This window comes from Paractinoplanes durhamensis (genome assembly GCF_016862175.1).
In the GTDB taxonomy this organism is placed as follows: domain Bacteria; phylum Actinomycetota; class Actinomycetes; order Mycobacteriales; family Micromonosporaceae; genus Actinoplanes; species Actinoplanes durhamensis.
In genome coordinates this window covers 239,517-262,951 of sequence record NZ_BOML01000031.1, presented here as the reverse complement: position 1 = coordinate 262,951, position 23,435 = coordinate 239,517, and the positions used below count along the sequence as shown (strand labels likewise).

Here is a 23,435-nt window from a genome sequence, read left to right as displayed (position 1 = left end):
GTCAGGACTCGCGGCGGCTCGCGGCGCGGCCCGCGTACAGGCGGTCGGTCAGCGCGGGCAGCGTGTTGGCCAGGGTGATCGCCGGGCGGTATTTGAACGGGACGACGATCCGGCGCCGGGGACGCTGCAGGGCGCGCTCCACGGCGGCCGCGACGATCTCCGGGCCGGGCAGGCCGCGGCGCCGCTTGGTGAGGTCGGTGGCGATGAAGCCGGGCTCGACCAGCGTCACCCCGATGCCGGTGCCGATCAGCTCGCGGCGGACCGAGTCGCTCATCCCGCGCAGGGCGAACTTGGTGGCCGAGTAGGTGCCGCCGAGGCCGATCTCGCCGGCCACCGAGCCGATGTTCACGATCGCGCCCGAGCCCTGTTCCGTCATGATCGGCACGACCGCGCGCATCAGCCGGATCGGCGCCATCAGGTTCACCTCGATCATGCCGGCGACCACCTCGTCGTCGGCCAGGATCGACGACGGGCCGCCGATGCCGGCGTTGTTGACCAGCCCGTCGATCCGGCCGGTCACCTCGATGGCGGCCGAGGTCAGTGCGGTGATCGCGGCCGGGTCGCGGACGTCGGTGGGCACCACGAGCGCGTCGCCGCCCTGCGCGCGGATCTCGCCGGCCACCTTTTCCAATTCGTCGGCACGGCGGGCGGCGAGCACTACGGTGGTGCCGGCGCGACCTATCCGGGTGACGGTGGCCCGGCCGATTCCGCTCGACGCGCCGGTGACGATTACGACCCGCATGTGTCCCTCTTTCCGAAAAACGGCGCCCCCGCGTGTGCGGGGACGCCGTTTATCCGACGACGGGGATCAACCTATCGCTTGCTGTGGTACGCCTCGACGATGTGGCTCGGGATACGGCCACGCTCGGACACCTCGAAGCCGTTCTTGTTGGCCCACTCGCGAATCGCCTGATTCTGGTCGCGGCTGGCCCGCCCGGTGCTCGCCGGTGCGCTGCGCCGGGCCGGAGAGAGGGCGCCGCTGCGACCGACCCGGGTGGCCGAGTTGAGGAACGGGTCGAGCGCCTTGCGCAACTTTCCGGCGTTCTTCTCGGAGAGGTCGATCGTGTAGTTCACACCGTCGAGTCCGAACTCGACGGTGCGGTCGGCCTCTCCGCCGTCGATGTCGTCGGTCAGAAGGGTTATTACCTGCTTGGCCATGGTGTGCCTGCTCCTACAGCGATGTCATTTGAGTGACGACTATGCGCACGCGGCGTGGGCGCCGCGAATGTCGATACGCCATTATTCTGTCTCCCGATAGTTCTCAGTGCAAATTGCCGCACTGCATGTCGCAATTATGTGCACACCCCGGTGCTACCGGGGACGGTCGTTCAGATCCGGGCAGTGCCGACTACTTTTCAGCTTCGTGAATGTCCTGTAACGTGCGGTGGGAGCGCTCCCACAGCCCCGTCCCCGCGGGATCCCCTCTCAAGGAGCTTCGTAATGAGACGTGCCATCCGCGCCTTCATGGCCCTCGGTCTTCTGGCCGCCGGTGCCGTGACGGCGTTCGCCGTCGCCGGACCAGCGGCGGCCGACACGCAGATCTGTGATCAGTACGGCTCCACCACCATCGGCGGCCGCTACGTCGTGATGAACAACCGCTGGGGCACCTCCGCCCAGCAGTGCATCAACGTGACCGGCACCGGTTTCTCGGTGACCAGCCAGCATGGCACCGGCAACACGAGTGGCGCTCCGGTCTCCTACCCGGCCGTCTATCTCGGCTGCCACTACACGAACTGCTCACCCGGCACCAACCTGCCGATCCAGGTCAGTGCCATCTCCAGCGCCACCAGCAGCATCTCCTACCAGTACGTATCCGGCGCCACCTACGACGCGGCGTACGACATCTGGCTGGACCCGTCGCCGAAGAAGGACGGGGTCAACCAGCAGGAGATCATGATCTGGTTCAACCGGCAGGGCTCCATCCAGCCGATCGGCTCGGTGGTCGGAAACGCGACCATCGGCGGCCGGAGCTGGGAGGTCTGGCGGGGCAGCAACGGTTCCAACGCGGTGATCTCGTACGTCGCGCCGTCCCCCATCGCCAGTTGGAGCTTCAGCGTCCTCGATTTCATCAACGACGTGAAGAACCGCGGAGCGATCACCAGTTCGTGGTATCTGACCAGCATCCAGGCCGGTTTCGAGCCGTGGATCGGCGGCGCCGGCCTGGCCGTCACCGACTTCTCGGCCGCGGTGAACAGTGGTGGCCAGAGCACGACCGCCCCGACCACCGCCCCGACCACGGCACCGACGACCCAGCCGACCACCGGCACGGCCGCCTGCCGGGTCACTTATGGCACGAATGTCTGGAGCAGCGGTTTCACCGCCAACGTGACCGTCGCCAATACCGGAACCAGTGCGATCAACGGCTGGAACCTCGGATTCACGCTCCCGTCCGGTCAGTCGATCACCAGTTCGTGGAACGCGAACATCACCGGTTCGAGCGGCGCGATCACTGCCGGCAATGTCACCTGGAACGGCAGCCTGGCCGCCGGGGCGAACGCCTCCTTCGGATTCCAGGGCACCTACTCGGGCAGTTTCACGAACCCGTCCGGATTCACGCTCAACGGATCGACCTGCACCACCGCCTGATCATCAGGCTCGCCAGCCCGAGCCGCCTCGTCGCCGATTCTCCGGTGCCGGGGCGGTTCGTCCAATTCGCCCGGCGAATTCATCTGGTCGTCAGCCGCAGGGCGGCCGGCGCGTGGGCCGGAACGGCGGGGGAGTGCGGCGCGATCGCGGCGATCCGGCGATATTCCGTGCCGAGTGCCGGCCGCTGATCATTTTCGCCCTTGTTCGGCCACAGCGAGATCGCCCGCTCGGCCATCGCGGTGATCGTCAGCGACGGATTCACGCCGAGATTCGCGGGCACCGCCGAGCCGTCGACGACGTGCAATCCGGCATACCCGTAAACGCGGTGATAGGCGTCGAGCACCCCGGCCGCGGCGGATTCGCCGATGGTGGCGCCGCCGAGAATGTGCGCGGTCATCGGAATGTCGAAGATGTCGCCGACGGTGCCGCCGGGAAAGCCACCGATCTTGTCGGCGATCCGCCGGACCGCCTCGTGCCCCTGCGGAATCCACGTCGGGTTCGGCTCGCCGTGCCCGGGGCCGGTGGTCAACCGGCCACGCTTGGTGCGCCGCACGGTCAGCGAATTGTCCAGGGTCTGCATCACCAGCGCGATGATCGTGCGCTCGCTCCACCGGCGCACCGACAGCGACCGCGCCAGGACGTACGGGTGGCGCAGCATCTGGCCGAGGAACTTCAGCGGCCGCGGCACCCGCCCGCCCCCGTCGACCAGCAGCGTCGCGAGCAGGCCCATCGCGTTGCTGCCGGGCCCGTAGCGGACCGGCTCGATGTGGGTGGTCGGGTCCGGGTGGAACGACGAGGTGATCGCCACCCCTTTCGAGTAGGGCTCGGCCGGCACCGACGCGGCCTGCGCGCCGAGCAGCGCCTCGGAGTTGGTGCGGGTCAGCGAGCCGAGCCGGGCCGAGACGTGCGGCAGCACGCCGGTGTCCCGCATGGCGTGCAGCAGCCGCTGGGTGCCGAGCGCACCGGCCGAGAGGATCACCTGACCGGCCGTGAAGCGCCCGGTCCGGGTCTCGACGATCCAGCCGTCATCGACCGGCCGGATCGTGGTGACCTCGGTGTCCGGGTGCACCACGGCGCCGGCCTTCTCGGCCAGGTAGAGGTAGTTGACGTCGAGGCGGTTCTTGGCGCCGACCTTGCAGCCGATCATGCAGTTGCCGCACTCGGTGCAGCCGGTGCGATCCGGCCCGGCGCCGCCGAAGAACGGGTCCGGCACGGTCTTGCCCGGTTCCCCGAAGAACACCCCCACCGGCGTACGCCGGAAGGTCGAACCCACCCCCATGTCCTCGGCGACCGAGCGGATGACCACGTCCGACGGCGTCATCGTGGGTTGCTCGGTGACCCCGAGCATGCGGGACGCCTGGTCGTAGAACGGCGCGAGCTCGGCCGCCCAGTCGGTGATCCCGGACCAGTGCGGATCGGCGAAGAACGTGGCCGGTGGGCGGTAGAGCGTGTTCGCGTACACCAGGGAGCCGCCGCCGACGCCGGCCGCCGACAGCACCATGATGTCCTTCAGCAGCGTGATGCGCTGGATGCCGCGCAGCCCGAGCTTCGGCGCCCAGAGGAAGTTGCGAAGGTCCCAGGAGGTCTTCGGGAGTGTTTCGGGGGTGTAGCGCCGACCGGCCTCGAGCACGCCGACCCGGTAACCCTTTTCGGTCAGGCGCAGCGCGCTCACGCTGCCGCCGAAGCCGCTGCCCACGATCACGACGTCGTAATCCGTCATCGGCCCACCTTTGCATTACCGGCAGGTAACCACCAGGGGTCGCGCCCCTCACTTAGCCGGAATCAGGCACCGAGCAACACTTTGACGTGCGCGCCGCTCGCCGCGTCGGCGAACGCGGCGGCGGCCTCGTCCAGCGGCCGGACGGTGGCCAGCCCGGACACCGTCACCGCGCCGCTGACGAGCAGCGCGATCGCCTCGGCGAAGTCCTCCGGCAGGTAGGTGGCGCTGCCCTGGATGCGCAACTGGCTGTCCTGGACCAGCGGCAGCGGGATGGTCACCGCGGCCGGCGGCACCCCGACCACGACCACCGTGCCGCCCTTGTCGGCGATCGCGATCGCCTGGTCCATGGTGGACTGCTCGGCCACGCAGTCGAACACGACGTCGGCGCTCTCGCCCAGATGCCCGCGCACCTGCTCGGCGGCGTCCGGCGCGGTCGCGTCGACCACCGCGTCCGGCCCGAACGTCGCGGCCCGCTCCCGCGACCGGGGCGACCGCGCGGTCAGGACCACCCGCGCCGCGCCCTGCTGCCGGGCCACCTGCAGGGTGAGCAGCGCGATCGTGCCGGCGCCGAGGATCGCCACGGTGCGCCCGGCGAGACCGCCGGCCAGCCGGGCCGCGTGCACCGGGGTGCCGAGCGGCTCGATGAACGCGGCCTGGGTCCAGTCGAGCGCGTCCGGCACCCGGTGCAGCCGGCGCTGGTCGACGGTGAACAGCTCGGCCATCGCCCCCTGGTCGTGCCCGCAGCCGAAGAAGCCGAGCCGCTCGCACAGGTTTTCCCGCCCGGCCCGGCACTGCTTGCACTCCCAGCAGGGCAGGAACGGTTCGAGTGCGACCCGCTGCCCGGCCGCCACCCGGGTGACGCCGGCGCCGACCGCCTCGACCGTGCCGGCCACCTCGTGGCCGGGCCGGTAGGGGAGCGCGATGTTCGGATGGCGGCCCTGGACCGCGTGCACGTCGGAGCCGCAGATGCCGGCCAGCACCGTCCGCACCAGCACCTCGCCCGGCCCCGGAGTCGGCACCGCGGCCTCGGTCACCTCGACCCCGGCCGGGGTCACGATCACTCGCTTCACGGCAGGAATCCTAGGCGCCGCGCGGTCACCACCGTCTCCATCCGGCCATGCGTGCCCAGCTTGCGCATGGCGTTGCGCAGATAGCTCTTCACGGTTTCCGGCAAAAGCCCCAGTCGACGCGCCGCCTCCGCGTTCCCGCAGCCGACCGCGACCATCGCGAGCACGTCGAGCTCGCGCGGGGAGAGCGGAGGGGGCGCCGCGGCGCCCGGGCGGGCGCCGACCAGGCGGTCGGAGATGTGCTGCAGCCGCTCCCGCAGGGTGGGGTCCGAGGTTTCCGCGGCGAGGGTACGCAGGTCGGCGTGCGCCAACCGCACCTCCTCCCACTCGCGGGCGGTGGCATCGCGGGCGTCCCGGGCGGCGGCGACCTCCAGCTCGGCCATCCGGCGCGCGACCTCCCGGCGGACGGTCACCTCGGTGCCGAGCCGCAGCGCCACCCGGCCCATCGCGTCCAGCGCCCGGCCACCGACCGCGATCGGCTCGCGCGTCCCCGCGTAGAGCACCGCCAGCACCGAACCGCCCATCGCCACCGGCACGGCCGCGATCGCGCGCAGCCCCTCGGCGGTCACCGGCCCGTCGTACTCGTGGCTGATCCGCGGGTCGGCCGCGTAGTCCGCGACCCGGCCCGGCCGCGCGGTCGTCACCACCCGGCCGCCGAGCCCGTGGCCGGCGCTCACCACCAGGCCGTGCAGCGCGAGCGTGCTGGTGCCGGCGAAATCGGTGAGCCGCATGTGCCGCACGTCGGCCGCGACCACGCCGCCGAACGCGACCGGAAGGCCGGTGACCCGGCGGATCCGGCCGAGCGCGGCGGGCAGATCGGCTGTTTCGAGCACATTGACAGCATGGCACGGGCACTGCCTTGCTAGGCCTACCCCCGATCGGGGCTGGTGGGCCGCCGGACAGCGGCCCATGCTGCGGGAATGCTGTCCTACGCCTCCGCAACCAGCACCGCGCCCCTGCTCGGCGAGACGATCGGGGCCAACTTCGAACGCGCCGTCGCCCGCTTCGGCGACCGGGAGGCGCTGGTCGACGTGGCGGCCGGCCGGCGATGGACCTACGCGGAACTCGACGCGGACGTGAACCGCCTGGCCCGGGGTCTGCTGGCGCGCGGGATCGCCAAGGGCGACCGGGTCGGCATCTGGGCCCCGAACTGCGCGGAATGGGTCATCACGCAGTATGCGACGGCGAAGGTCGGGGCGGTCCTGGTCAACGTCAACCCGGCCTATCGGACGCACGAGCTCGAGTACGTGGTGAAGCAGTCCGGGCTGACCCTGCTGATCAGTGCGGTGGCGTTCAAGTCGAGCGACTACCGGGGCATGATCGAGTCGATCGGGTTCGCTGACGTGGCGTACATAAGCGAAGCAAGTTTTGAAGATCTTCTGCTCGACGGGGACCTGACCGGGATCGCGGCGCGCGCGGCCGAGCTGGCCTTCGATGACCCGATCAATATCCAGTACACGTCCGGGACGACCGGGTTCCCGAAGGGTGCGACGCTCTCGCACCACAACATCCTCAACAACGGCTACTTCGTCGGCGAGCTGATCAACTACACCGAGCAGGACCGGGTGTGCCTGCCGGTGCCGCTCTACCACTGCTTCGGCATGGTGATGGGCAACCTCGGCGCCACCTCGCACGGCGCCTGCATCGTGCTGCCGTCCCCCGCCTTCGATCCGGCCCGCACCCTGGCCGCGGTCGCCGCCGAGCGGGTGACCTCGCTGTACGGCGTGCCGACCATGTTCATCGCCGAGCTCGGCCTGCCGGACTTCGCCGGCTACGACCTGTCCACCCTGCGTACCGGCATCATGGCCGGCTCGCCGTGCCCGGTCGAGGTGATGAAGCGGGTGGTCGCCGAGATGAACATGGCCGAGTTGGCGATCTGTTACGGGATGACCGAGACGTCCCCGGTGTCCACCATGACCCGTCCCGACGACAACCTGGCCCGCCGCACCGAGACGGTCGGCCGGTCGATGCCGCACCTGGAGTCCAAGGTCGTCGACCCGGCCACCGGGCTGGTCGTCGAGCGCGGCGAGCCGGGCGAGCTGTGCACCCGCGGCTACTCGGTGATGCTCGGCTACTGGGAGCAGCCGGACGCCACCGCCGAGGCGATCGACGCGGCCCGCTGGATGCACACCGGCGACCTCGCGACGATGGACGCGGACGGCTACGTCAACATCGTCGGCCGGATCAAGGACCTGGTGATCCGCGGCGGCGAGAACGTCTATCCGCGGGAGGTCGAGGAGTTCCTCTACGGCCACCCGGACATCGCCGACGTGCAGGTGATCGGCGTCCCGGACGCGAAATACGGCGAGGAGCTGATGGCCTGGATCGTGATGCGCCCCGGCACCACCGCGCTGACCGCGGCGGCGGTCCGGGAGTACTGCGCCGGCCGGCTGACCCACTACAAGATCCCGCGCTACGTGCACGTGGTGGACGGTTTCCCGATGACCGTGACCGGGAAGGTCCGCAAGGTCGAGATGCGCGAGAAGGCCGTCGACATCCTGGGTCTGGCCGACGCTGCGTCGATCCGAAACGCGTAGGTAGCAGAACGTCCATGTGGTTGCCGTAAGGTTAATGGAAGGTGTACGGGGGTAAGCCGCCCCGCAACCTCGTTCCGCGCGCGTTTGCCGCGGGGCGCACGGAAGCGAGGAGGACATTCACCGTGACGGGATTCTGGCAGCCTGACCCGCTGCAGAGCCTCACCGGCCAGGCCACGAACGTGGAGCTCAAGGTGGTGCTGCCCCGCCACGGCGGTCGTTCGCTGGGGATCAACTCGGACCGCGGCCCGTCCCGCCGGATCTACTTCCTCGACACCCCCGACCTCGAGCTCTACCGCAACGACGTGATCATCCGGTTCCGCGACCGCGCCGACCAACGCGACGACGCGGTGGTGAAGCTGCGCCCGGTCGTCCCCGGCCGGATGCCCGGCTGGCTGCGCAACGCCGAGCAGTTCCACGTCGAGATCGACGCCCTGCCCAGCCACGCGGTCTGCTCGGGCGCCCTGAAGAAGCGCCTGGGCCGGCGCGACGTCTCCCGCGCCGTCGCCGCCGGGCGCCCGCTGATCACGCTGCTCTCCACCCAGCAGCGGCGGATGCTGACCAAGTACGCCCCGCCGTCGGTGCGGCCGAAGGACCTGACCGTCTTCGGCCCGATCCACGTGCACCGCCGCAACTTCAAGCTGCGCGGCCTGAAGCAGGGCCTGACCGCCGAGCGCTGGCGCTACCCGGACGGCACCTACCTGTTGGAGCTGTCCACCCGCTGCCCGGTCGACGAGGCCGGCGCGGTCGCCGCCCGGGTGTCCCGGGCACTGCGCTCGCACGGCGTGGCCCCCGCCGACCTGCAGCGCACCAAGACCGAGATGGCCCTGCAGGCCGCCGCCTAGCATCCAGGCTGCCACCGGCCGGAACGCCGCCGCCACACCCCGGACCTTTCCGTTGGTGGCAGGGGTGGGATTTGAACCCACGACCTCGGGCGTATGAGACCCGCGAGCACTCCGAGCTGCTCCACCCTGCGAGTGCGCCGCCGGGGTCTCGAACCCCGAACCCTCCGCTTAAGAGGCGGATGCTCTACCGATTGAGCTAGCGACGCTTGTGTTGCCGTGCCCCTGGAGAGATTCGAACTCCCGACCTCCGGATCCGTAATCCGGCGCGCTGTCCAGCTGTGCCACAGGGGCTTCGTGTCGTCGGGTGGTGTCGAACCAACCGGCCTCCGCCTTATGAGGGCAGTGCTCTACCGCTGAGCTACGACGACGTGTGCGTGGACCCGGCCGGGATCGAACCGGCCACCTCCCGTTTGCAGGACGGGCGCTCTACCAGATGAGCTACGAGCCCTCGGAGCGAAAGGGGCGGCGGCGCCCTGCGTTGGCCGGGTAGCGCAAGTAATCCCGTCCAGCTAGCCCGGCGGTCGCCCTACCCACCGCAGCCGGCCCGCTGAGGCCGCCGCTCCTTCCACTATTTTTGGACACCACAATTGCAATTTAAATTGCCGCACGGGCGGCAGGAATTGAACCCGCAACACACGGCTTTGGAAACCGTTGCTCTTCCGATTGAGCTACGCCCGTAAGTCATGCACAGACGAAAAAACCGCCCGTCCCGAGGTGGGAGGGCGGCGACGGAAACCGTTACGGCATCAGCCGTTTCGCCAGCTCACTCCCTGGGAGCGCCACTTCGGCGCGCGTCGCATGCCGATGGGCATCGCGGCGGCGAGGTGGACCATCTTGGTGGCCTGCCACTTCATCTCGATCCCCTTTCGCGTGCTCCGTGTTGCGGACTTCCCAAACAGTAATGCACCACCACCGCCGCAGCAATGCCTTTTTCGGCGAACAATGCGGCGAACAAAAGAAAGCGTCAGGCGCCGTGACGATGGCCACCACCGCTGTCAACTCGACCGTACCGTCGAGTAACTTGGTGCTTCCGCCGAGCTAGGAGCGCCATGTCGCCGAGCGCGCCCCTGGTCCTGATCGCGCCCGCCATGGCGATCGGGTCCTCCTACTACCGGCCGCTGGTCGAGGACTTCCAGCGGCGGGGGTGGCAGGCCCGCGCGCTGCCGCGTCGTGGCTTCGAGCGTGGGCTGCCCCGGGCGAGCCGTCAGCACGACTGGTCCTATGCCGACGAGATCGACGACATCGCCGAGGCCGTGGTGCAGGCCCGCACCGAGGACCGCGACCGGCCGGTCCTGCTCCTCGGGCACAGTCTCGGCGCTCAACTGGCCGCCGGCCACGAGTTGAGTCGCGAGCCGGTCGACGGGGTGATCACGGTCGGCGGCGCGCTGCCGTTCCACCGGCACTACCCGCTCGGCGGGCTGCCCTTGGTGGTGATGGCGACCGTCGTCGTGCCGGCGCTGACCACGGCGTTCGGCCATCTCCCGAAGCCGGCCTTCGGCGGCCCCGGAGCGCGCACCCTGATGCGCGAGTGGGCCCGGATGGCGGTGTCGGGGCAACTGCCCTTTCCGGCCGACCGGTTGATCGAAACGCCGTCGCTGATCATCAGTCTCGGCGGCGACCGCCTCGCCCCGGCGGCCGCGGTCGATGGCTTCGCTCGCCGGCTGTTCGCCCCCGAGCAGGTGACCCGCTGGGAGTACGACGACGTCCTCCCCGGCAACAGCAACGACCACGTCACCTGGGTCCGCGGAAGCAGCCAGATCGTCGACCGGGTCACCGCCTGGTGGGCCCCGGCCGACGTTGTGACCGGGGCCCCCTGACTCAGATCGACCAGCCGTCGCGATAGTCGACGGCCGGCTGACCGGTGTCACGGCGGAGCTCGCCGTGCCATGCGCCGGGCATCGGCGACATCCGGATCACGGCGGGCCGGTCCACCACGACGCAGTGCTGTTCGCCGGGCCACCACCAGCCGCCCGACCGGGCGAGCGTCGTCCAGGCCACGAAGGCCGAGCCGTCGCCGACCGAGATCAGGCCGAGCCGCCGCAGCACTTCCAGGTGGGCGATCCAGGCGGCGTCCTGATGGCCGTACCAGCAGACCGGCAGCGCCGGACCCAGCGCCGCCCGGATCGGGTGGTAGATCTGATCGGCCAGGGTCCGGAACAGCGCCTCCCGGACGCCCTGCCGCACCAACTCGTGGAACGGCAGGCCGGCGTCGAGGGCCCGGTCGACCGGCAGGACCGGCCAGGGTTTGCCCTTCTCGCGCTTCATCGGTTTGCGGTCCGGCAGCGGTTCGGCGTACGTCTCGGCCAGCACCGAACGCAGCCGGGACAGGCCGGCGGCGATGTCGCTGGCGAGGGGTGGCCGGCCGGGCGGCCGGCGGTCGGCGACCCACGAGCGCAGGGTCGCGTGGGTGGGCAGTCCGGCGAGGTGCGGCACGGCGGCCGCGGGCGAGGACACCCAGCGGAATTCGGGACGGCCGCGCCGATGCCGGGCGTAGATCGAGGCGATGGCCTCTTCGGTGGCGGACCGGTCGGCGGGTTCGGTGGTCAGCCCGATGTCGAGCCATTCCTGCCGGATCTCGGTGGCCTGGACCCAGAGGTCCGAGACGAGCGCGGTGCTACGCCGCGCGGTCGCGATCAAAGCGCGAGGGCGCGTACGCCCTTTCGAGTGGAGTTACGCATCGGGCCATGATGACCGCCCCCGGCCACCCCGGCAAGGGGATTAGGCCGGGGGCGGCCGGCGTCACTTCGGCGCGCCCAGGTCGTCGAGCGCCTTGACCGCCCCGCGGTGCAGCGGCACCGGGTCGGTCTTGCGGGCCTTGTCGAGGGTGATCTCCTTGGCGGCGGCGTTCGCCTGTTCGAGCTGGGTCTTCCGGTCGAAGAGGACCTTGGTCAGCACGCAGGCCACATTGGCGTCGAGGTCGGTCCGGACCAGCAGGAAATTGGGTACGACGATGGTCGGCGCATCGGCCGTCGTCTTGTAGGTGGCGGCCGGAATGGTGCCGGCCTCGTACACCGGATTGATTTTCTGCAGTTCCGGCAGGACGGTGGTGACGTCCAGGAACTGGACCTTGCCGGCCGACGTGGTGAGCAGGTCGGTGATGCCGGGAGTGGGGAGCCCGCCCGACCAGAAGAGGGCGTCGATCGAGCCGTCCTTCATGCCGTCGACGGTTTTGGTGAGGTCGAGTTTCTGCGCGCTGATGTCCTTGGCCGGGTCCAGGCCGGCCGCCTTCAGGATGCGGTTGGCGATGACCTCGGTGCCGGATTTCGGCGAGCCGGTGGAGACCCGTTTGCCACGCATTCCGGCGACGTCCTTGATGCCGGCCGCGGTGCGCACGATGACCTGGGTGTAGTTGGTGTGGATCCGGGCCAGCGCGGCGACCGGCTGCTTCTCGGTGAAGCTCCCGGTGCCGTTCACGGCGTCGGCGGCGGTGTCGGCCAGCGCGAACGCGACGTTGTAGGTGCCGGCCACCACCTGCTGGATGTTCTGCACGGAGGCGCCGGTCTCGGCCGCGGTCGCCTTGACCTTTCCGCCGGCCGCGCCGATCTGCTCGGCATAGGCATTGCCCAGCGCGAAATACACGCCGGTGGCATTCCCGGTCGCGATGCCGACCCGGGTCTCATTCGTGACGTCGCAGGTGACGTCCCCGCCGCTGTCGGTGGTCGCGGCATCCTGCCGGCCACCGCAGGCCGCGATCGAGACGAGCATCAGTCCGGTAACTCCGATTGCCATTCGTCGCATGTCATCCCCGTTCCGTAGGCGATTCCTTCTTCCCATCAAAAAACGCCCATCCGGCCGCGGCGGCCAGGGCGAGTACGCCGATGGTGATCGTCAGCGGCTCCAGGTAGAGGAGCAGCAGGCCCGCCGCGGCCGCCAGCACGCGGCTCGGCGTACCCGCCCGGCCGATGCCCGGCACCCAGCCGCCGGTCGCCACCGCCAGCGCGAGCACCGCCAGGCAGGCGACCGCCGTCGTCCAGACCATGCCGGTGAACGAACCCTGGGCCAGCAGGTCGGATCCGGAGTCGGTCAGCACGAACGCCACCGGGACGAGGAAGGCGGGCAGCGCGTACTTCAGCGCCTGCCACATGGTCGGGACGGTGCGGCCGCCGGTGATCGCGCTCGCGCCGACCGCGGCCAGGGCGGTGGGCGGGGTGACCTCGGAGAGGACCGAGTAGTAGAAGACGAACATCGCCGCCGCGGGCGCGGGCACGCCCAGCCCGAGCAGCGCCGGCCCGATGATCACCCAGCCGATGATGAAGCTGGCCGTCACCGGGACGGCGAGGCCGAGGATGGCCAGCGCCACCGCGGCCAGGGCGACGGTCAGCGCGAGCACCGCGGTCGGGTTGGTGGTGACCGCCTGGGCGCCGGCGACCAGCAACGACGCGAGCTGGGCGCCGAGGCCGGTCTTGGTGGTGGTCGCGGTGATGATGCCGGCCGCGGCACAGACCGCGACCACCGGCAGCACCCCGCGCACCCCGGCCGACAGCGCGGTGAAGACCCGCGGCGGGGTCATCCGGGCGCGCGGGTCGAGGAACGAGAGCAGGAAGGCGGCCAGGGTGGCGTAGACGACCGCCCGCGTCGCGTTGACGTCGAGGGCCAGCAGGACCACGATCAGGATCAGCGAGGAGAAGTGGTAACCGAAGCGGAGCAGCAGCCGCCACGCGCTGGTGGTGGGGACCTCGATCGAGCGGACCCGGAAGCGCCGCACGTCGATCTCGACGGCGAGCAGGATGCCCAGGTAGTAGAGCAGGGTCGGGATGGTGGCCCAGCCGAGGACGGTCAGGTAGGAGACGTCCAGGTATTCGGCGACGATGAACGCGGCCGCGCCCAGGGTGGGCGGGGAGAGGATCGCGCCGACCCCGGCCGCGGCCAGCATGCCGCCGGCCTGCTCGGGTGGGTAGCCGGCCCGGCGCAGCAGCGGCCAGGTGACCGCGCCGACGCTGACCGCGGTCGCGGTGCCCGAGCCGGAGACGGTGCCGAGCAGGAACCCGGCGGCCACCGCGGTGCGGCCGGCCGCGCTGCGCGACTTCCGGAACGCGGCCACCGACAGGTCGACGAAGAAGCGGCTGGCGCCGCTGAGGTCGAGGACGGCGCCGTAGATGGTGAACAGCACGATGTAGGTGGCGGCCACGTCGAGCGGGGTGCCGTAGAAGCCGCTGCCCGAGTTGTACAGCGCGTCGACGATCTGGGCGAAATCGAGGCCGGCGTGCGCGATCGGCCAGCTCTGCGGAAGCAGGCCGCCGTAGTAGCCGTACGCCAGAAAGGCCAGGCAGACGAGCGGCAGCGCGATCCCGGTGGTGCGCCGGCAGGCCTCGACGACCAGGATCAGCAGGACCGCGCCGAGGACGATGTCGATCGGTTCGAGCAGGCCCTGCCGGTCGAGGAAACCGTCGTAGCCGCCGTGCAGCGGGCTCACCGGATAGAGGCAGGTGACCACGGCCAGCCCGGCCAACAGCCAGTCCGGCAGCGTCGGCCGCTCCCGGCCGGCGCCGGTGATGCGGGCCCGGTACGCGAGGAAGACCAGCGGCAACGTGCCCGCCAGAAAGATGATCAGGTAGAACTGGCTGCCCCGGGCCAGCGGCCGGAACACCTGCCCCAGGACCAGCAGCGCGACCAGGAACGCGACGATCGAGACGCCGAGCCCGACGCGGCCGGAGAGGCTGCGGGCGGGCAACTCCTCGTCGTCGTAGTGGACCGCGGGCGGATCGTCCATGGTGGACGTCAACGCCCCCGCGTCGCCCGGTGAATATCGATCACCGCCCATGTGACGGAGAGTACTACGGCGCATATGAATAGTAACGACTCGTTTTGTAACGGGAGACACAGCAAATTCCGAGAGATCATCATTAACCTGCCCCGCTGTGGCCGTGACCTTGGAAGAAATCCGCGAACGCACCTACAAACCGCGTGACGCATGGTGGACCGTGCTGCTGGTCGACCCGGTCGCCTCGCGCCTGGTCCGGCTGGTCGCACCGCATCGCCGCATCACGCCGAACATGCTCACCGTGCTCGCCACGGTGATCGGCCTGGCCGCGGCCGGCTGCTTCGCGATGCAGACCCGATGGTGGCTGGTGGCGGGCGCGCTGCTCTTCCACGTGAGCTTCATCGTCGACTGCATGGACGGGAAGATCGCCCGGCTGAACGGGACCGGCTCGATCTTCGGAGCCTGGTTCGACTTCGTCTTCGACCGGATCCGGGTCTTCATCTGCGCGCTGGCCCTCTTCGGCGGCCAGTACCTGCGGACCGACCGGGAGACCTATCTGTGGCTGCTCGCGGTCGTGGTCTTCCTGGATCTGTTCCGCTATCTCAACGGCAGCCAGATCACCAAGGTCCGGGCCGAGATGCGCGAGAAGATCGAGGAGGTCCGCCCGGTGCGCGCCGAGGCGGAAGCGGCTGAGCCGGTCCCGGCCGGCCAGGTGTCCCGCAAGCGGCAGGCCGGCGACTTCCTGCGCAACCACCGCATCCGGACCCACCTGTTCAGCGGCATCGAGTACGAGATGACCGTTTTCATCATCGCCCCGCTCACCGGCTGGCTGATCTCGGTCACGGTCGCCGCCGGCTTCCTGCTGATGGCGTTCGAGGCATGGCTGGTGCTGAAGTTGTGGCAGGCGGCTCAGGCGTTCCCGGCGAAGCTCGCAGCGGCCGAAGCCGAAGCCGAAGCGGCGTACATCCCGCACCCGAACTGAAACCGGAACCGATCCGCCCGCACAACCCACCGCTTGTGGAATAGGCGGCATGATCGAGCTGGAGACGCTGCCGGACCGTGGACTCGCCCGTGACTTCCCGCTGGTCCGGCGTCGCCGGATGATGGGCCTGGCCGGCGGCACCACGGTGGCGGCGGTCGCCGCGGGGCGCACGTTCGCCCCGCTGGTCCGCTCGGGCATCGTGCGCAGCGACATCCGGCGCAGCTTCGGCACCGCGTCGGGCGTGGCCCGGGGCGTGCCGCTCGACATCCGGCTGCGCCTCACCAGCGCCAACTCCGGCCGCCCGCTGACCGGTTACGCCGTGTATCTGTGGCACTGCGACCAGAACGGCAACTACTCCCTGTACGGCGAGGGGCTGGAGCGGGCGAACTACCTGCGCGGCGTGCAGACCGCCGACACGGCCGGCTGGGCCCGCTTCACCAGCATCTTCCCGGGCGCGCACGACGGCCGCTGGCCGCGCCTGCACGTCGAGATCTACTCCGGCCCGGCCTGCCGCGACCTGCTGCACCGCGCGCAGATCGCGCTGCCGGGCGACGCCGCCGAGCAGGTCTACGCGACCGGCGGTTACGCCGCGACGCTCGACGCCGGCACGATGAGCATGCCGCTGGAGATGGCCTGCGTGACCGGCGACGTCCGGCGCGGGATGGTGGCGACGAAGACGCTGGCCATTTGAGATGATCGCCACCCCCGTTCGGGGCTACCGTTCATCGCCCGCCCGAGCGCAGTCTGTCCCCTGACCTGGACGGGCTGAGGGGACATCATGGCGGGCACGGCGGCATTTCGGCAGGCACGGGACTTCCTGGTGGCGCACGCCGAGCAGTACGAGACGGCCCTGGCCGGGTTCTCGTGGCCGGAGCTGGGCGAATTCAACTGGGCGCTCGACTGGTTCGACGTGATCGCCGAGGGCAACGACGCGCCGGCCCTCTGGATCGTCGAGGAGGACGGCTCCGAGCAGCGCTTCTCGTTCGCCGAGATGGCCCGCCGCTCCAACCAGGTGGCGAACTGGCTGCGGGCCCAGGGGATCGCGCGCGGCGACCGGATCGTGCTGATGCTCGGCAACCAGGCCGAGTTGTGGGACACCATCCTGGCCGCGATGAAGCTGGGTGCCGTGCTGATCCCGGCCACCCCGCTGCTCGGCCCGGCCGACTCGGCGGTCCGGGTGGCCCGCGGCGGCGCCAAGCACGTGATCACCACGGCGGCCGCGGCCGCCAAGTTCGCCGACCTCGACGTCACGAAGATCGCGGTGGGCGGTCCGGTCGACGGCTGGCTGAACTTCCACGACTCGTACGCCGGAAATGAAGCTTTTGAACCGGACGGGCCGACCCGGGCCACCGACACGCTGCTGCTCTACTTCACGTCCGGGACGACCGCCGAGCCGAAGCTGGTCGAGCACACCCACCAGTCGTACCCGGTCGGGCACCTCTCGACGATGTACTGGATCGGGCTGCGGCCCGGCGACGTACACCTCAACATCTCCTCGCCCGGATGGGCGAAGCATGCCTGGAGCAACGTCTTCGCCCCCTGGAACGCGCAGGCGTGCGTGTTCATCTACAACTACGCACGGTTCGACGCCGGTCGGCTGATGGCCGAGATGCAGCGCTGCGGCGTGACCAGTTTCTGCGCCCCGCCGACCGTCTGGCGGATGCTCATCCAATCCGACCTGTCCGCGCTGCGCACCCCGCCGCGGCTCGTCGTGGGCGCCGGCGAACCGCTGAATCCCGAGGTCATCGACCAGGTGCGCAAGGCGTGGGGAGTGACCATCCGGGACGGTTTCGGGCAGACCGAGACGACCGTGCAGATCGCCAACACGCCCGGCCAGCCGGTCAAGCCGGGCTCGATGGGCCGCCCGGTCCCCGGTTACCGGATCGAGCTGATCGACCCGCACACCCAGCAGCCGGCTACCGAGGGTGAGATCTGCGTGGCGCTCGACCCGCGGCCGACCGGGCTGATGGTCGGCTACCACGGCGACGCCGAGCTCACCACCGAGCGGATGGCCGGCGGCTACTACCACACCGGCGACGTGGCCGCCCGCGACGACGACGGCTACATCACCTACGTCGGGCGGACCGACGACGTGTTCAAGGCGTCCGACTACCGGATCTCGCCGTTCGAGCTGGAGAGCATCCTGATCGAGCACGAGGCCGTGGTCGAGGCGGCGGTGGTGCCGTCGCCCGACCCCCTGCGCCTGGCGGTGCCGAAGGCCTACGTCGTGCTCGCGGAGGGGTGGGACGCTTCCGCTTCGACGGCGGAAGCTATTTTCGCGTACGCGAAGGAACACATGCCGCCGTACGCCCGGATCCGCCGCCTGGAGTTCTCGGTGCTCCCGAAGACGATCTCCGGCAAGATCCGCCGCGTCGAGCTGCGCGCCGCCGAGCTCGTGAAGCGCGCCGACGCGGCCGCCACGCCGGACGGCGAATTCACCGGCTAAGTTTGCGCGGTGCCGTGGAAGCGTCTGATCTATCCCCTGATCGTGGTGGCGATGCTGGGGGGCATGGCGTTCGCGATGGTCACCACGGCGCTGCAGCAGTCGCCGACCATCGACGAGCCGGTCTACGTGGCCACCGCGGAGGTGCTCACCCAGCAGCACAGCCTGCGCTACAACCCGGAGCATCCGCCGCTGGGCAAGCTGGTGATGGCGGTCGGGCTGGCCTTCGACGACGCCAAGCTCGACCCGGCGTACCCCGGAACTCAGACGGCCTTGGGCCGGCACCTGCTCTACGAGACCGGCAACAACCCGTTCCGGCTGATGCTGCTGGCCCGGGTGCCGATCATCGTGCTGACGCTGCTGTTCGGGCTGGTCGTGCTCGGGTTCGCTCGCGACCTGGCCGGGCGGTGGGCGGGGTTGGTCGCGCTCGCGCTCTACGCCTTCTCACCGGACGTGATCGCGCACGGCTCGCTGGCCACGCTGGACGTGCCGGCGGCCGGGCTGCTGCTCACCACGTTCTGGATGCTGTGGCGCTCCCGCCTGCGACCACGGCTGTATCTGCCGCTCGCCGGCCTGGCCCTGGGCGCCGCACTCGCGACCCGGATGAGCGCTCTCCCCGCCGTACCCGTAGTCCTGGTCCTGGCTCTTCTGTCGCCCTTTCTGATCGGGAAACCGGGTGCCTGGTGGCGGAATCTGGGCTGGCGGATCGTCGGTGCCCTCGGGGTCGGTGTCATCGCCGTGGCCGTGGTCTGGGTCGTCTATCTGGCGGTTGATCCGCGGATGCGCTGGACGACGCCGGCGAATCTTCCGCATCCGGGTGGGCTCAAGGGGCTCGCGGTCGATCTGCTGCCGCTGCCGAAGGCCTATCGGGACGGGATTCTGATCCAGTTCAAGTTCGAGGCGCGCAGCTTCAACGGGTTCCTGCTCGGGCGGGCCTATCGCGGGTCGCCCTGGTATTACCTGCCGGTCGCGCTGCTGATCAAGACGCCGCTCGGGATGCTCGCGCTGTGGGTGGCCGGCACGATCACCATGCTGGTCAAGCCGGCACTGCGGATCGCGACGCTCTATCTCCTGCTGCCGGCGTCGGTGCTGATGCTGGTGGCGATGACCGGGTCGCGCGACTACGGCACCCGCTACGTGATCTTCATGCCGATCTTCCTGGCCGTGGTGGCCGGGACGGTCATGCTCATCCGGCTGCGGTTCGCCTGGGCCGGGGTGGCCGCGCTGACCGCGTTCGTGGCGGTCAGTTCGATGCTGACCTTCCCGTACTACCTGCCGTATTCGAACGAGGCCTTCGGCGGGACCTCGAAGACGCACCTCAACCTGCACGACGCCAACGTCGACTGGGGGCAGGACCTGGCGCGGCTGGGGATCCGGCTGCGGGACAAGTATCCGAACGAGACGGTCTGGCTGGTCTACAAAGGTAGCGGCGTGCCCGGATATTACGGTATTCAGGGGAAAAATCCGCTCGGGGTGCCGATCGATGACGTGCATGGGCTGCTCGTCGTCTCGGATTCCCGGGTGGCGCTGGCCAAGGGCCGGCTGAAGCAGCTGATCGACTCCAGCACCGAGATCGACAACGTGGGGTACTCGATGCGGATCTATCGGCGCTGAAAGCTTAAGGCTTTCAAAAGATCTTCAGCATGACTCGGTGGGAGCGTTCCCAGTAAAGTCCCGCGCTGATGAGTACGAATGACGTCGCACCCGAGGTTCCCGGGCACCGCAAGCCTGGATCGCCGGTTCGCCGGTTTGCCCTGATCGGTGTGGTCGCGGGGGTTGCCGCGGCCGTCGCGGCGGCGGCGTTCATCCTGCCCGCGGGGGCCACCGGGTGGCTCTCGGCGTCCTCATCCCCGTCGTCCTCTGCGTCCACGTCCTCGGCGGCCGCGTCGTCGACCTCCGGCTCCGCTTCCGCCGCCCCCGTCGGCGCACCCCCGTCGGCATCCCTGCCCAGCGCGGTCCCATCCGTCTCCGCTTCGACCGCCCCGAAAACTGCCGGCCCCTGCGCCCGCGCGGTCGGCGCGGCCCCGGTCACCAAGGTCACCCAGGTCAGCGTGGGCTCGTCGGTGAAGGGCTACGGCGGCGAGGGCGACACCGAGGCACTGCCGATGGCGATCGCGGCCACCCCCACCGGCGGCTCCTGGCTGGCCTGGCTCGGCACCGACGGCAAGGTGCACCTGGGCAAGCTCGGCTGCGACGACAAGCTCGTCGGCACCCCCACCAGCTTCACCGGCATCGACCTGCAGGACGTGCAGGCCGACGCGACCGGCGGCGTGCTGCTGCTGACCCGCAAGGGCGACTGCCACACCGGCCCGCTCTGCGGCGGCGAATCCAGCCCGTGCAACCAGATGGTCATGGTCCGCTTCGACAACAACGGCAAGACCGTGTGGGAGCGCCAGGTCAGCAACCTGACGTCGGCCCGCGGCGGCTACGACGACGGCGCCCGGTTCGTCTGGTGGTACCAGCACCACGGCCGGCTGGCCTACGACGGCAGCAACTACGCCGCGTACTTCGGCGTCGCCATCACCGTCAAGAACGGCAGCTGCGTCGACATCCACGAGGGCGACCGGATGCAGGTGGTCAGCAAGTCGGGTGCGCTGCTCAGCGGGCACAACAGCTTCGAGGTCGGCTGCAGCCACGCGTGGACGTCGCGGATCGTCTGGGATCCGCGCGCCAAGAAGTTCGCGATGGTCTGCGCCACCGACAACGACTGCCGGATCGCGCAGCCCAACCCGTACCGGACGGTCGCCGCCGGCACCTGCGACGGCACCCTCTTCGGCGGCGACCTGGTCCTGGCCAAGTCATCGGGCTACTGGACGGCGTGGAGCCAGGGCGGCACGGTCCGCCTGTCGCATTTCGCGGGCAGCGCGGCCGCCAGCAAGACGATCAAGACCGGCGCCAGTTCCAGCCATCCGCACCTGGTCACCTACGGCTCCGGCAAGATGCTGCTGACCTGGCAGTCCGGCTCCACGATGAAGGCCCAGGTCTACGACTCGGGCACCGCCGCGGCGATCGGCAAGCAGTTCACGATCGCCGCGAAGGACCACGACTACCAGGCCTTCAAGACGTACGCCGACGGCAGCGCAGCCTACCCCGCGGCCGGCTCGACCAGCACGTCCATCAAGGTGGCCCGGGTGCTCCCGAGCTAGTCGTTACCGGGCGTGAGATCCTTGACCTCGTCGTAGCCGACCTTGGCCGGCGCCTCGGCCGGCGCGTAGATCACCCGGATGACGCCGGTCGGGAAGGCTTCGGTCGAGGTCACCGTCAGGTGGTACGGGCTGTCGCCGTCATCGAACAGCTTGCGCCCCTTACGCGCCGCCACCGGATGCACGAGCAGCCGAAGCTCGTCGACCAGCCCCGCCGCGAGCAGCTGCTGCACGACCGAGATCGACCCCGGGATGAGAATCCCCTTGATGCCCGCGTCCGCCTTGAGCACCCGGACGGCGTCCACGAGGTCGCCGTCGATGAGCTCGGACCCGCGCCAATCGAATTCAAGCGGCTGGCGAGAGACCACGACCTTGCGGATGTCCCCGAGCTGCTTGGCGAAGGTGGCGTCGTCCCCACCGGCCGCTTCCCGCCCGGGCCAGGCGCCCGCAAAGCTGTCGTAGGTGACCCGCCCGATCAACAGCACGTCCGCGGTGTCGTAGTCCTCCCCGACGGCCCGCCCCATGTTGTCGTCGAAGTAGGGAAAGTGCCAGTCCGGGTCGACCTCAGCCACCCCATCAGCCGAGATGAACAGGGTGGAGATGACCTTAGCCATGGCAATGTTCCCTTCACGTCGAGTGGTGTCAGCCAGGTAGACCACCGCAGCATCCCAAACTAATCGTCCCAACGTGCCGAATGACCGTTCCCGGGCCGACCACCTCGTCGGGCCCTCGGGCACCAGACCGGTGGCGGTGGTTCACTACCCTGACGTATTGACGTCGATCATCGTCCGGGTGGGGCAGTGAATGGCACCGCCGAAGCCGCGAGGCTCGCACACCGGTGGCGAAGGTGAGGGCGGGTCGCCGTCCGCGCCCCGGCCCCGCGTGCACGGCGGTGGTGGTGGCGAAAGCATGGCCGCCCAGGAGAACGCGGTGTCCGCGCGGCTCGAAACGGGGGAGGCTGACAAGTCGCCTTCCGGGAACGCCGGTCGAGCCGGTCCGGCCGGCGAACACGATGTCACGCTCGAATCCGCACAGCCCGATGCCGGTCGTTCGCCGGAATTCGTCGACGGCCTGGTCAGCAACCCCAAGTCGGTCGTCGGGCAGTCGGCGCAGGGCCTTGCCGATCAGTTCACGGCCGCGGGTTACCCGGCGCATGTGGAGCAGAGCACCAAGAAGGGCACCTCGCAGCGGGCGCAGCAGGTGCGCGTCGAAGGGCATCCCGAGATCACGAACATCCAGGTGCATCCGGGCGGCGGGCGGCACACTCCAGAGGGGTCGCCGTACTGGAAGATTTCCACGAATACGCAGGGAAAGACCTGGGTTGTCCCGCGGGACTTCCGGGGCGCCGACGAACTGGGCGGGAATGTAGTGCGCTATGACGAATGACCTGATCAAGGTGGACCGGGTCCGCTCGGCGGGCGAGGCCGTCGCCTTCGAGAAGCTGGGGGCGGATCTCCTCGGGGTCGACCTGACGCCCGATCCGCGGTTCGACGACGGCCGGGAGATCTCCGTCGAACAGGCCGTCGGGATCGACCAGGCGTTGGAGCGGGCGACCCTGGTGCCGAGGCTGGACCTCGTCGACGAGCCGGACCGGATTCTCCGTATTGCTCAGGCCCTGCATGCCCGGATGGTGCAGTCGTCGCGTCCCACCGTTCCGCCGGCCGGGGTGCGGGCCGCGCTGAGTGACGCGGGCATCGGGATCGTGTACGGCGGCATCGAGATCGCCCACGACGACGACCCGGGCTGGGTGTTCAGCGGATACACCGACGAACAGGATCTGGCGGTGTCGTTCTTCCAGGCCGACGTCCTGCCGGAGTACCGCGATTCATGGACCTTCCTGCGCGACCGCGCCCCCGAGTACGACGACGAATTCCAGATCGCCGACCTCGACTCCCTGGCCACCGAACGCCCCTTGGTCGTGGGACTGGACTTCACCGCGGAAAACGTTCGCGAGATTCTCGGCGCCCTTCCGCACGTACGAGGTCTGGTTCTCACGCTCGCCGACCACGCTCGCCGTGGCGGGGTGCGTTTCCACTCCTATCTCGACACGCTCGACACACTGCAGGCGCTGAGGGGGTGACCGGTTGATGGCGGACGGGTTCGCGGTCGATGCGCAGGAGATCCGGGCGCACGCGGCCAAGCTCGAGGCGCTGCGGCAGCGGTTCGGAGCGATCAAATCGGCGAGCGCGAGTATCGGCAGCAACGACGCTGCCTACGGAATTCTCTGCAGCTGGATGGCCGGGATCCTGGAGCGCCGGCATCAGCGGCAGAACGAGCTGTACGCGCACGTCGAGGCGAACCTCGGTCGCGCCGCCGACGCGCTGATCCGGACGAGTCAGGAGTACGGCGACATCGATGACAAGGCGGCGGGCCGGATCCGTCGCGCCGGGCAACTTTAGGACTCGGGATGCCGG

Annotated in this window: 21 protein-coding genes and 6 tRNA genes; 12 read left to right on the top strand and 15 right to left on the bottom strand. The window is 69.8% G+C overall.

Going from position 1 to position 23,435, the window contains the following annotated elements; all coding sequences use genetic code 11:
* Position 1: 1 nt before the first annotated feature.
* Both Adu01nite_RS19005 and Adu01nite_RS19000 read right to left on the bottom strand, forming a co-directional pair.
* Positions 2-742 (bottom strand): SDR family NAD(P)-dependent oxidoreductase, encoded by a 741-nt coding sequence (locus Adu01nite_RS19005; protein ID WP_203728214.1) that lies wholly within the window; start codon positions 740-742, stop codon positions 2-4.
* 71 nt (positions 743-813) lie between these two features.
* Positions 814-1,158, bottom strand: a complete 345-nt coding sequence (locus Adu01nite_RS19000) for a histone-like nucleoid-structuring protein Lsr2 (protein ID WP_203728213.1) — start codon at positions 1,156-1,158, stop codon at positions 814-816.
* Positions 1,159-1,440: 282 nt separating this feature from the next.
* On the opposite strand from Adu01nite_RS19000, the gene Adu01nite_RS18995 reads away from it, so the two are divergent.
* Positions 1,441-2,586, top strand: coding sequence for a glycoside hydrolase family 12 protein (locus Adu01nite_RS18995; RefSeq protein ID WP_203728212.1), 1,146 nt, complete (start codon positions 1,441-1,443; stop codon positions 2,584-2,586).
* Positions 2,587-2,665: 79 nt separating this feature from the next.
* Here the strand turns inward: Adu01nite_RS18995 and Adu01nite_RS18990 are convergent, their stop codons facing one another.
* The 3 genes from Adu01nite_RS18990 to Adu01nite_RS18980 all read right to left on the bottom strand — a co-directional run bounded on the left by Adu01nite_RS18990 (position 2,666) and on the right by Adu01nite_RS18980 (position 6,206).
* Complete coding sequence (locus Adu01nite_RS18990; RefSeq protein ID WP_203728211.1) at positions 2,666-4,306, bottom strand: GMC oxidoreductase; 1,641 nt, start codon at positions 4,304-4,306, stop codon at positions 2,666-2,668.
* A gap of 62 nt (positions 4,307-4,368) precedes the next feature.
* On the bottom strand, positions 4,369-5,376 hold the full coding sequence (locus Adu01nite_RS18985; RefSeq protein WP_203728210.1) for a zinc-dependent alcohol dehydrogenase: 1,008 nt from the start codon (positions 5,374-5,376) through the stop codon (positions 4,369-4,371).
* On the bottom strand, positions 5,373-6,206 hold the full coding sequence (locus Adu01nite_RS18980; RefSeq protein ID WP_239132524.1) for a helix-turn-helix transcriptional regulator: 834 nt from the start codon (positions 6,204-6,206) through the stop codon (positions 5,373-5,375). The genes Adu01nite_RS18985 and Adu01nite_RS18980 overlap by 4 nt, the downstream gene beginning before the upstream one ends.
* Positions 6,207-6,293: 87 nt before the next feature.
* Here Adu01nite_RS18980 and Adu01nite_RS18975 point away from each other — a divergent pair, with 87 nt between their 5' ends.
* Positions 6,294-7,910 (top strand): AMP-binding protein, encoded by a 1,617-nt coding sequence (locus tag Adu01nite_RS18975; RefSeq protein WP_203728208.1) that lies wholly within the window; start codon positions 6,294-6,296, stop codon positions 7,908-7,910.
* A 122-nt stretch (positions 7,911-8,032) separates the two neighbouring features.
* Positions 8,033-8,752: a hypothetical protein gene (locus tag Adu01nite_RS18970; RefSeq protein WP_203728207.1), complete on the top strand. Its 720-nt coding sequence runs from the start codon at positions 8,033-8,035 to the stop codon at positions 8,750-8,752.
* Between the two features lie 53 nt (positions 8,753-8,805).
* Here Adu01nite_RS18970 and Adu01nite_RS18965 read toward each other — a convergent pair.
* The 6 genes from Adu01nite_RS18965 to Adu01nite_RS18940 all read right to left on the bottom strand — a co-directional run bounded on the left by Adu01nite_RS18965 (position 8,806) and on the right by Adu01nite_RS18940 (position 9,430).
* Positions 8,806-8,883 (bottom strand) — tRNA-Met (locus Adu01nite_RS18965).
* 2 nt (positions 8,884-8,885) lie between these two features.
* A tRNA-Lys gene (locus tag Adu01nite_RS18960) sits at positions 8,886-8,958 on the bottom strand.
* Between the two features lie 11 nt (positions 8,959-8,969).
* Positions 8,970-9,043, bottom strand: a tRNA-Arg gene (locus Adu01nite_RS18955).
* Positions 9,044-9,047: 4 nt separating this feature from the next.
* Positions 9,048-9,120: transfer RNA gene (locus tag Adu01nite_RS18950), tRNA-Met, on the bottom strand.
* Between the two features lie 7 nt (positions 9,121-9,127).
* Positions 9,128-9,200: transfer RNA gene (locus Adu01nite_RS18945), tRNA-Ala, on the bottom strand.
* A 157-nt stretch (positions 9,201-9,357) separates the two neighbouring features.
* A tRNA-Trp gene (locus tag Adu01nite_RS18940) sits at positions 9,358-9,430 on the bottom strand.
* Between the two features lie 371 nt (positions 9,431-9,801).
* Here Adu01nite_RS18940 and Adu01nite_RS18935 point away from each other — a divergent pair.
* The gene (locus Adu01nite_RS18935) at positions 9,802-10,569 is read left to right on the top strand and encodes an alpha/beta fold hydrolase (RefSeq protein WP_203728206.1); all 768 of its coding nucleotides are present in this window, start codon (positions 9,802-9,804) and stop codon (positions 10,567-10,569) included.
* Position 10,570: 1 nt separating this feature from the next.
* Here the strand turns inward: Adu01nite_RS18935 and Adu01nite_RS18930 are convergent, their stop codons facing one another.
* The 3 genes from Adu01nite_RS18930 to Adu01nite_RS18920 all read right to left on the bottom strand — a co-directional run bounded on the left by Adu01nite_RS18930 (position 10,571) and on the right by Adu01nite_RS18920 (position 14,513).
* On the bottom strand, positions 10,571-11,389 hold the full coding sequence (locus Adu01nite_RS18930) for a DUF6745 domain-containing protein (protein ID WP_203728205.1): 819 nt from the start codon (positions 11,387-11,389) through the stop codon (positions 10,571-10,573).
* A gap of 102 nt (positions 11,390-11,491) precedes the next feature.
* A complete protein-coding gene (locus tag Adu01nite_RS18925) occupies positions 11,492-12,481 on the bottom strand; it encodes a TAXI family TRAP transporter solute-binding subunit (RefSeq protein ID WP_239132523.1) in 990 nt (329 codons plus the stop codon).
* A 10-nt stretch (positions 12,482-12,491) separates the two neighbouring features.
* On the bottom strand, positions 12,492-14,513 hold the full coding sequence (locus Adu01nite_RS18920) for a TRAP transporter permease (protein WP_307836641.1): 2,022 nt from the start codon (positions 14,511-14,513) through the stop codon (positions 12,492-12,494).
* Positions 14,514-14,616: 103 nt separating this feature from the next.
* On the opposite strand from Adu01nite_RS18920, the gene Adu01nite_RS18915 reads away from it, so the two are divergent.
* From Adu01nite_RS18915 to Adu01nite_RS18895, 5 genes are all read left to right on the top strand, one after another.
* The gene (locus tag Adu01nite_RS18915; protein WP_239132522.1) at positions 14,617-15,435 is read left to right on the top strand and encodes a CDP-alcohol phosphatidyltransferase family protein; all 819 of its coding nucleotides are present in this window, start codon (positions 14,617-14,619) and stop codon (positions 15,433-15,435) included.
* 49 nt (positions 15,436-15,484) lie between these two features.
* A complete protein-coding gene (locus Adu01nite_RS18910; protein ID WP_203728202.1) occupies positions 15,485-16,126 on the top strand; it encodes a dioxygenase family protein in 642 nt (213 codons plus the stop codon).
* 87 nt (positions 16,127-16,213) lie between these two features.
* Complete coding sequence (locus Adu01nite_RS18905) at positions 16,214-17,881, top strand: AMP-binding protein (protein ID WP_203728201.1); 1,668 nt, start codon at positions 16,214-16,216, stop codon at positions 17,879-17,881.
* A gap of 63 nt (positions 17,882-17,944) precedes the next feature.
* Positions 17,945-19,492: an ArnT family glycosyltransferase gene (locus tag Adu01nite_RS18900; RefSeq protein WP_203728242.1), complete on the top strand. Its 1,548-nt coding sequence runs from the start codon at positions 17,945-17,947 to the stop codon at positions 19,490-19,492.
* Between the two features lie 68 nt (positions 19,493-19,560).
* Positions 19,561-21,024 (top strand): hypothetical protein, encoded by a 1,464-nt coding sequence (locus Adu01nite_RS18895; RefSeq protein WP_239132520.1) that lies wholly within the window; start codon positions 19,561-19,563, stop codon positions 21,022-21,024.
* Here Adu01nite_RS18895 and Adu01nite_RS18890 read toward each other — a convergent pair.
* Positions 21,021-21,635 carry a dihydrofolate reductase family protein gene (locus tag Adu01nite_RS18890; protein ID WP_203728200.1) on the bottom strand — a complete coding sequence of 205 codons (615 nt, stop codon included), beginning with the start codon at positions 21,633-21,635 and terminating at the stop codon, positions 21,021-21,023. The two genes, Adu01nite_RS18895 and Adu01nite_RS18890, sit on opposite strands and share 4 nt — an antisense overlap.
* Positions 21,636-21,930: 295 nt before the next feature.
* Here Adu01nite_RS18890 and Adu01nite_RS18885 point away from each other — a divergent pair, with 295 nt between their 5' ends.
* Genes Adu01nite_RS18885 through Adu01nite_RS18875 form a run of 3 tightly spaced genes read left to right on the top strand, consistent with a single transcriptional unit; the run spans position 21,931 to position 23,420 of the window.
* Positions 21,931-22,407, top strand: coding sequence for a hypothetical protein (locus Adu01nite_RS18885; protein WP_203728199.1), 477 nt, complete (start codon positions 21,931-21,933; stop codon positions 22,405-22,407).
* On the top strand, positions 22,397-23,101 hold the full coding sequence (locus Adu01nite_RS18880) for a carbon-nitrogen hydrolase family protein (RefSeq protein ID WP_203728198.1): 705 nt from the start codon (positions 22,397-22,399) through the stop codon (positions 23,099-23,101). Before Adu01nite_RS18885 ends, Adu01nite_RS18880 begins: the two co-directional genes overlap by 11 nt.
* A 7-nt stretch (positions 23,102-23,108) precedes the next feature.
* The gene (locus tag Adu01nite_RS18875) at positions 23,109-23,420 is read left to right on the top strand and encodes a type VII secretion target (RefSeq protein WP_203728197.1); all 312 of its coding nucleotides are present in this window, start codon (positions 23,109-23,111) and stop codon (positions 23,418-23,420) included.
* Positions 23,421-23,435 lie beyond the last annotated feature (15 nt).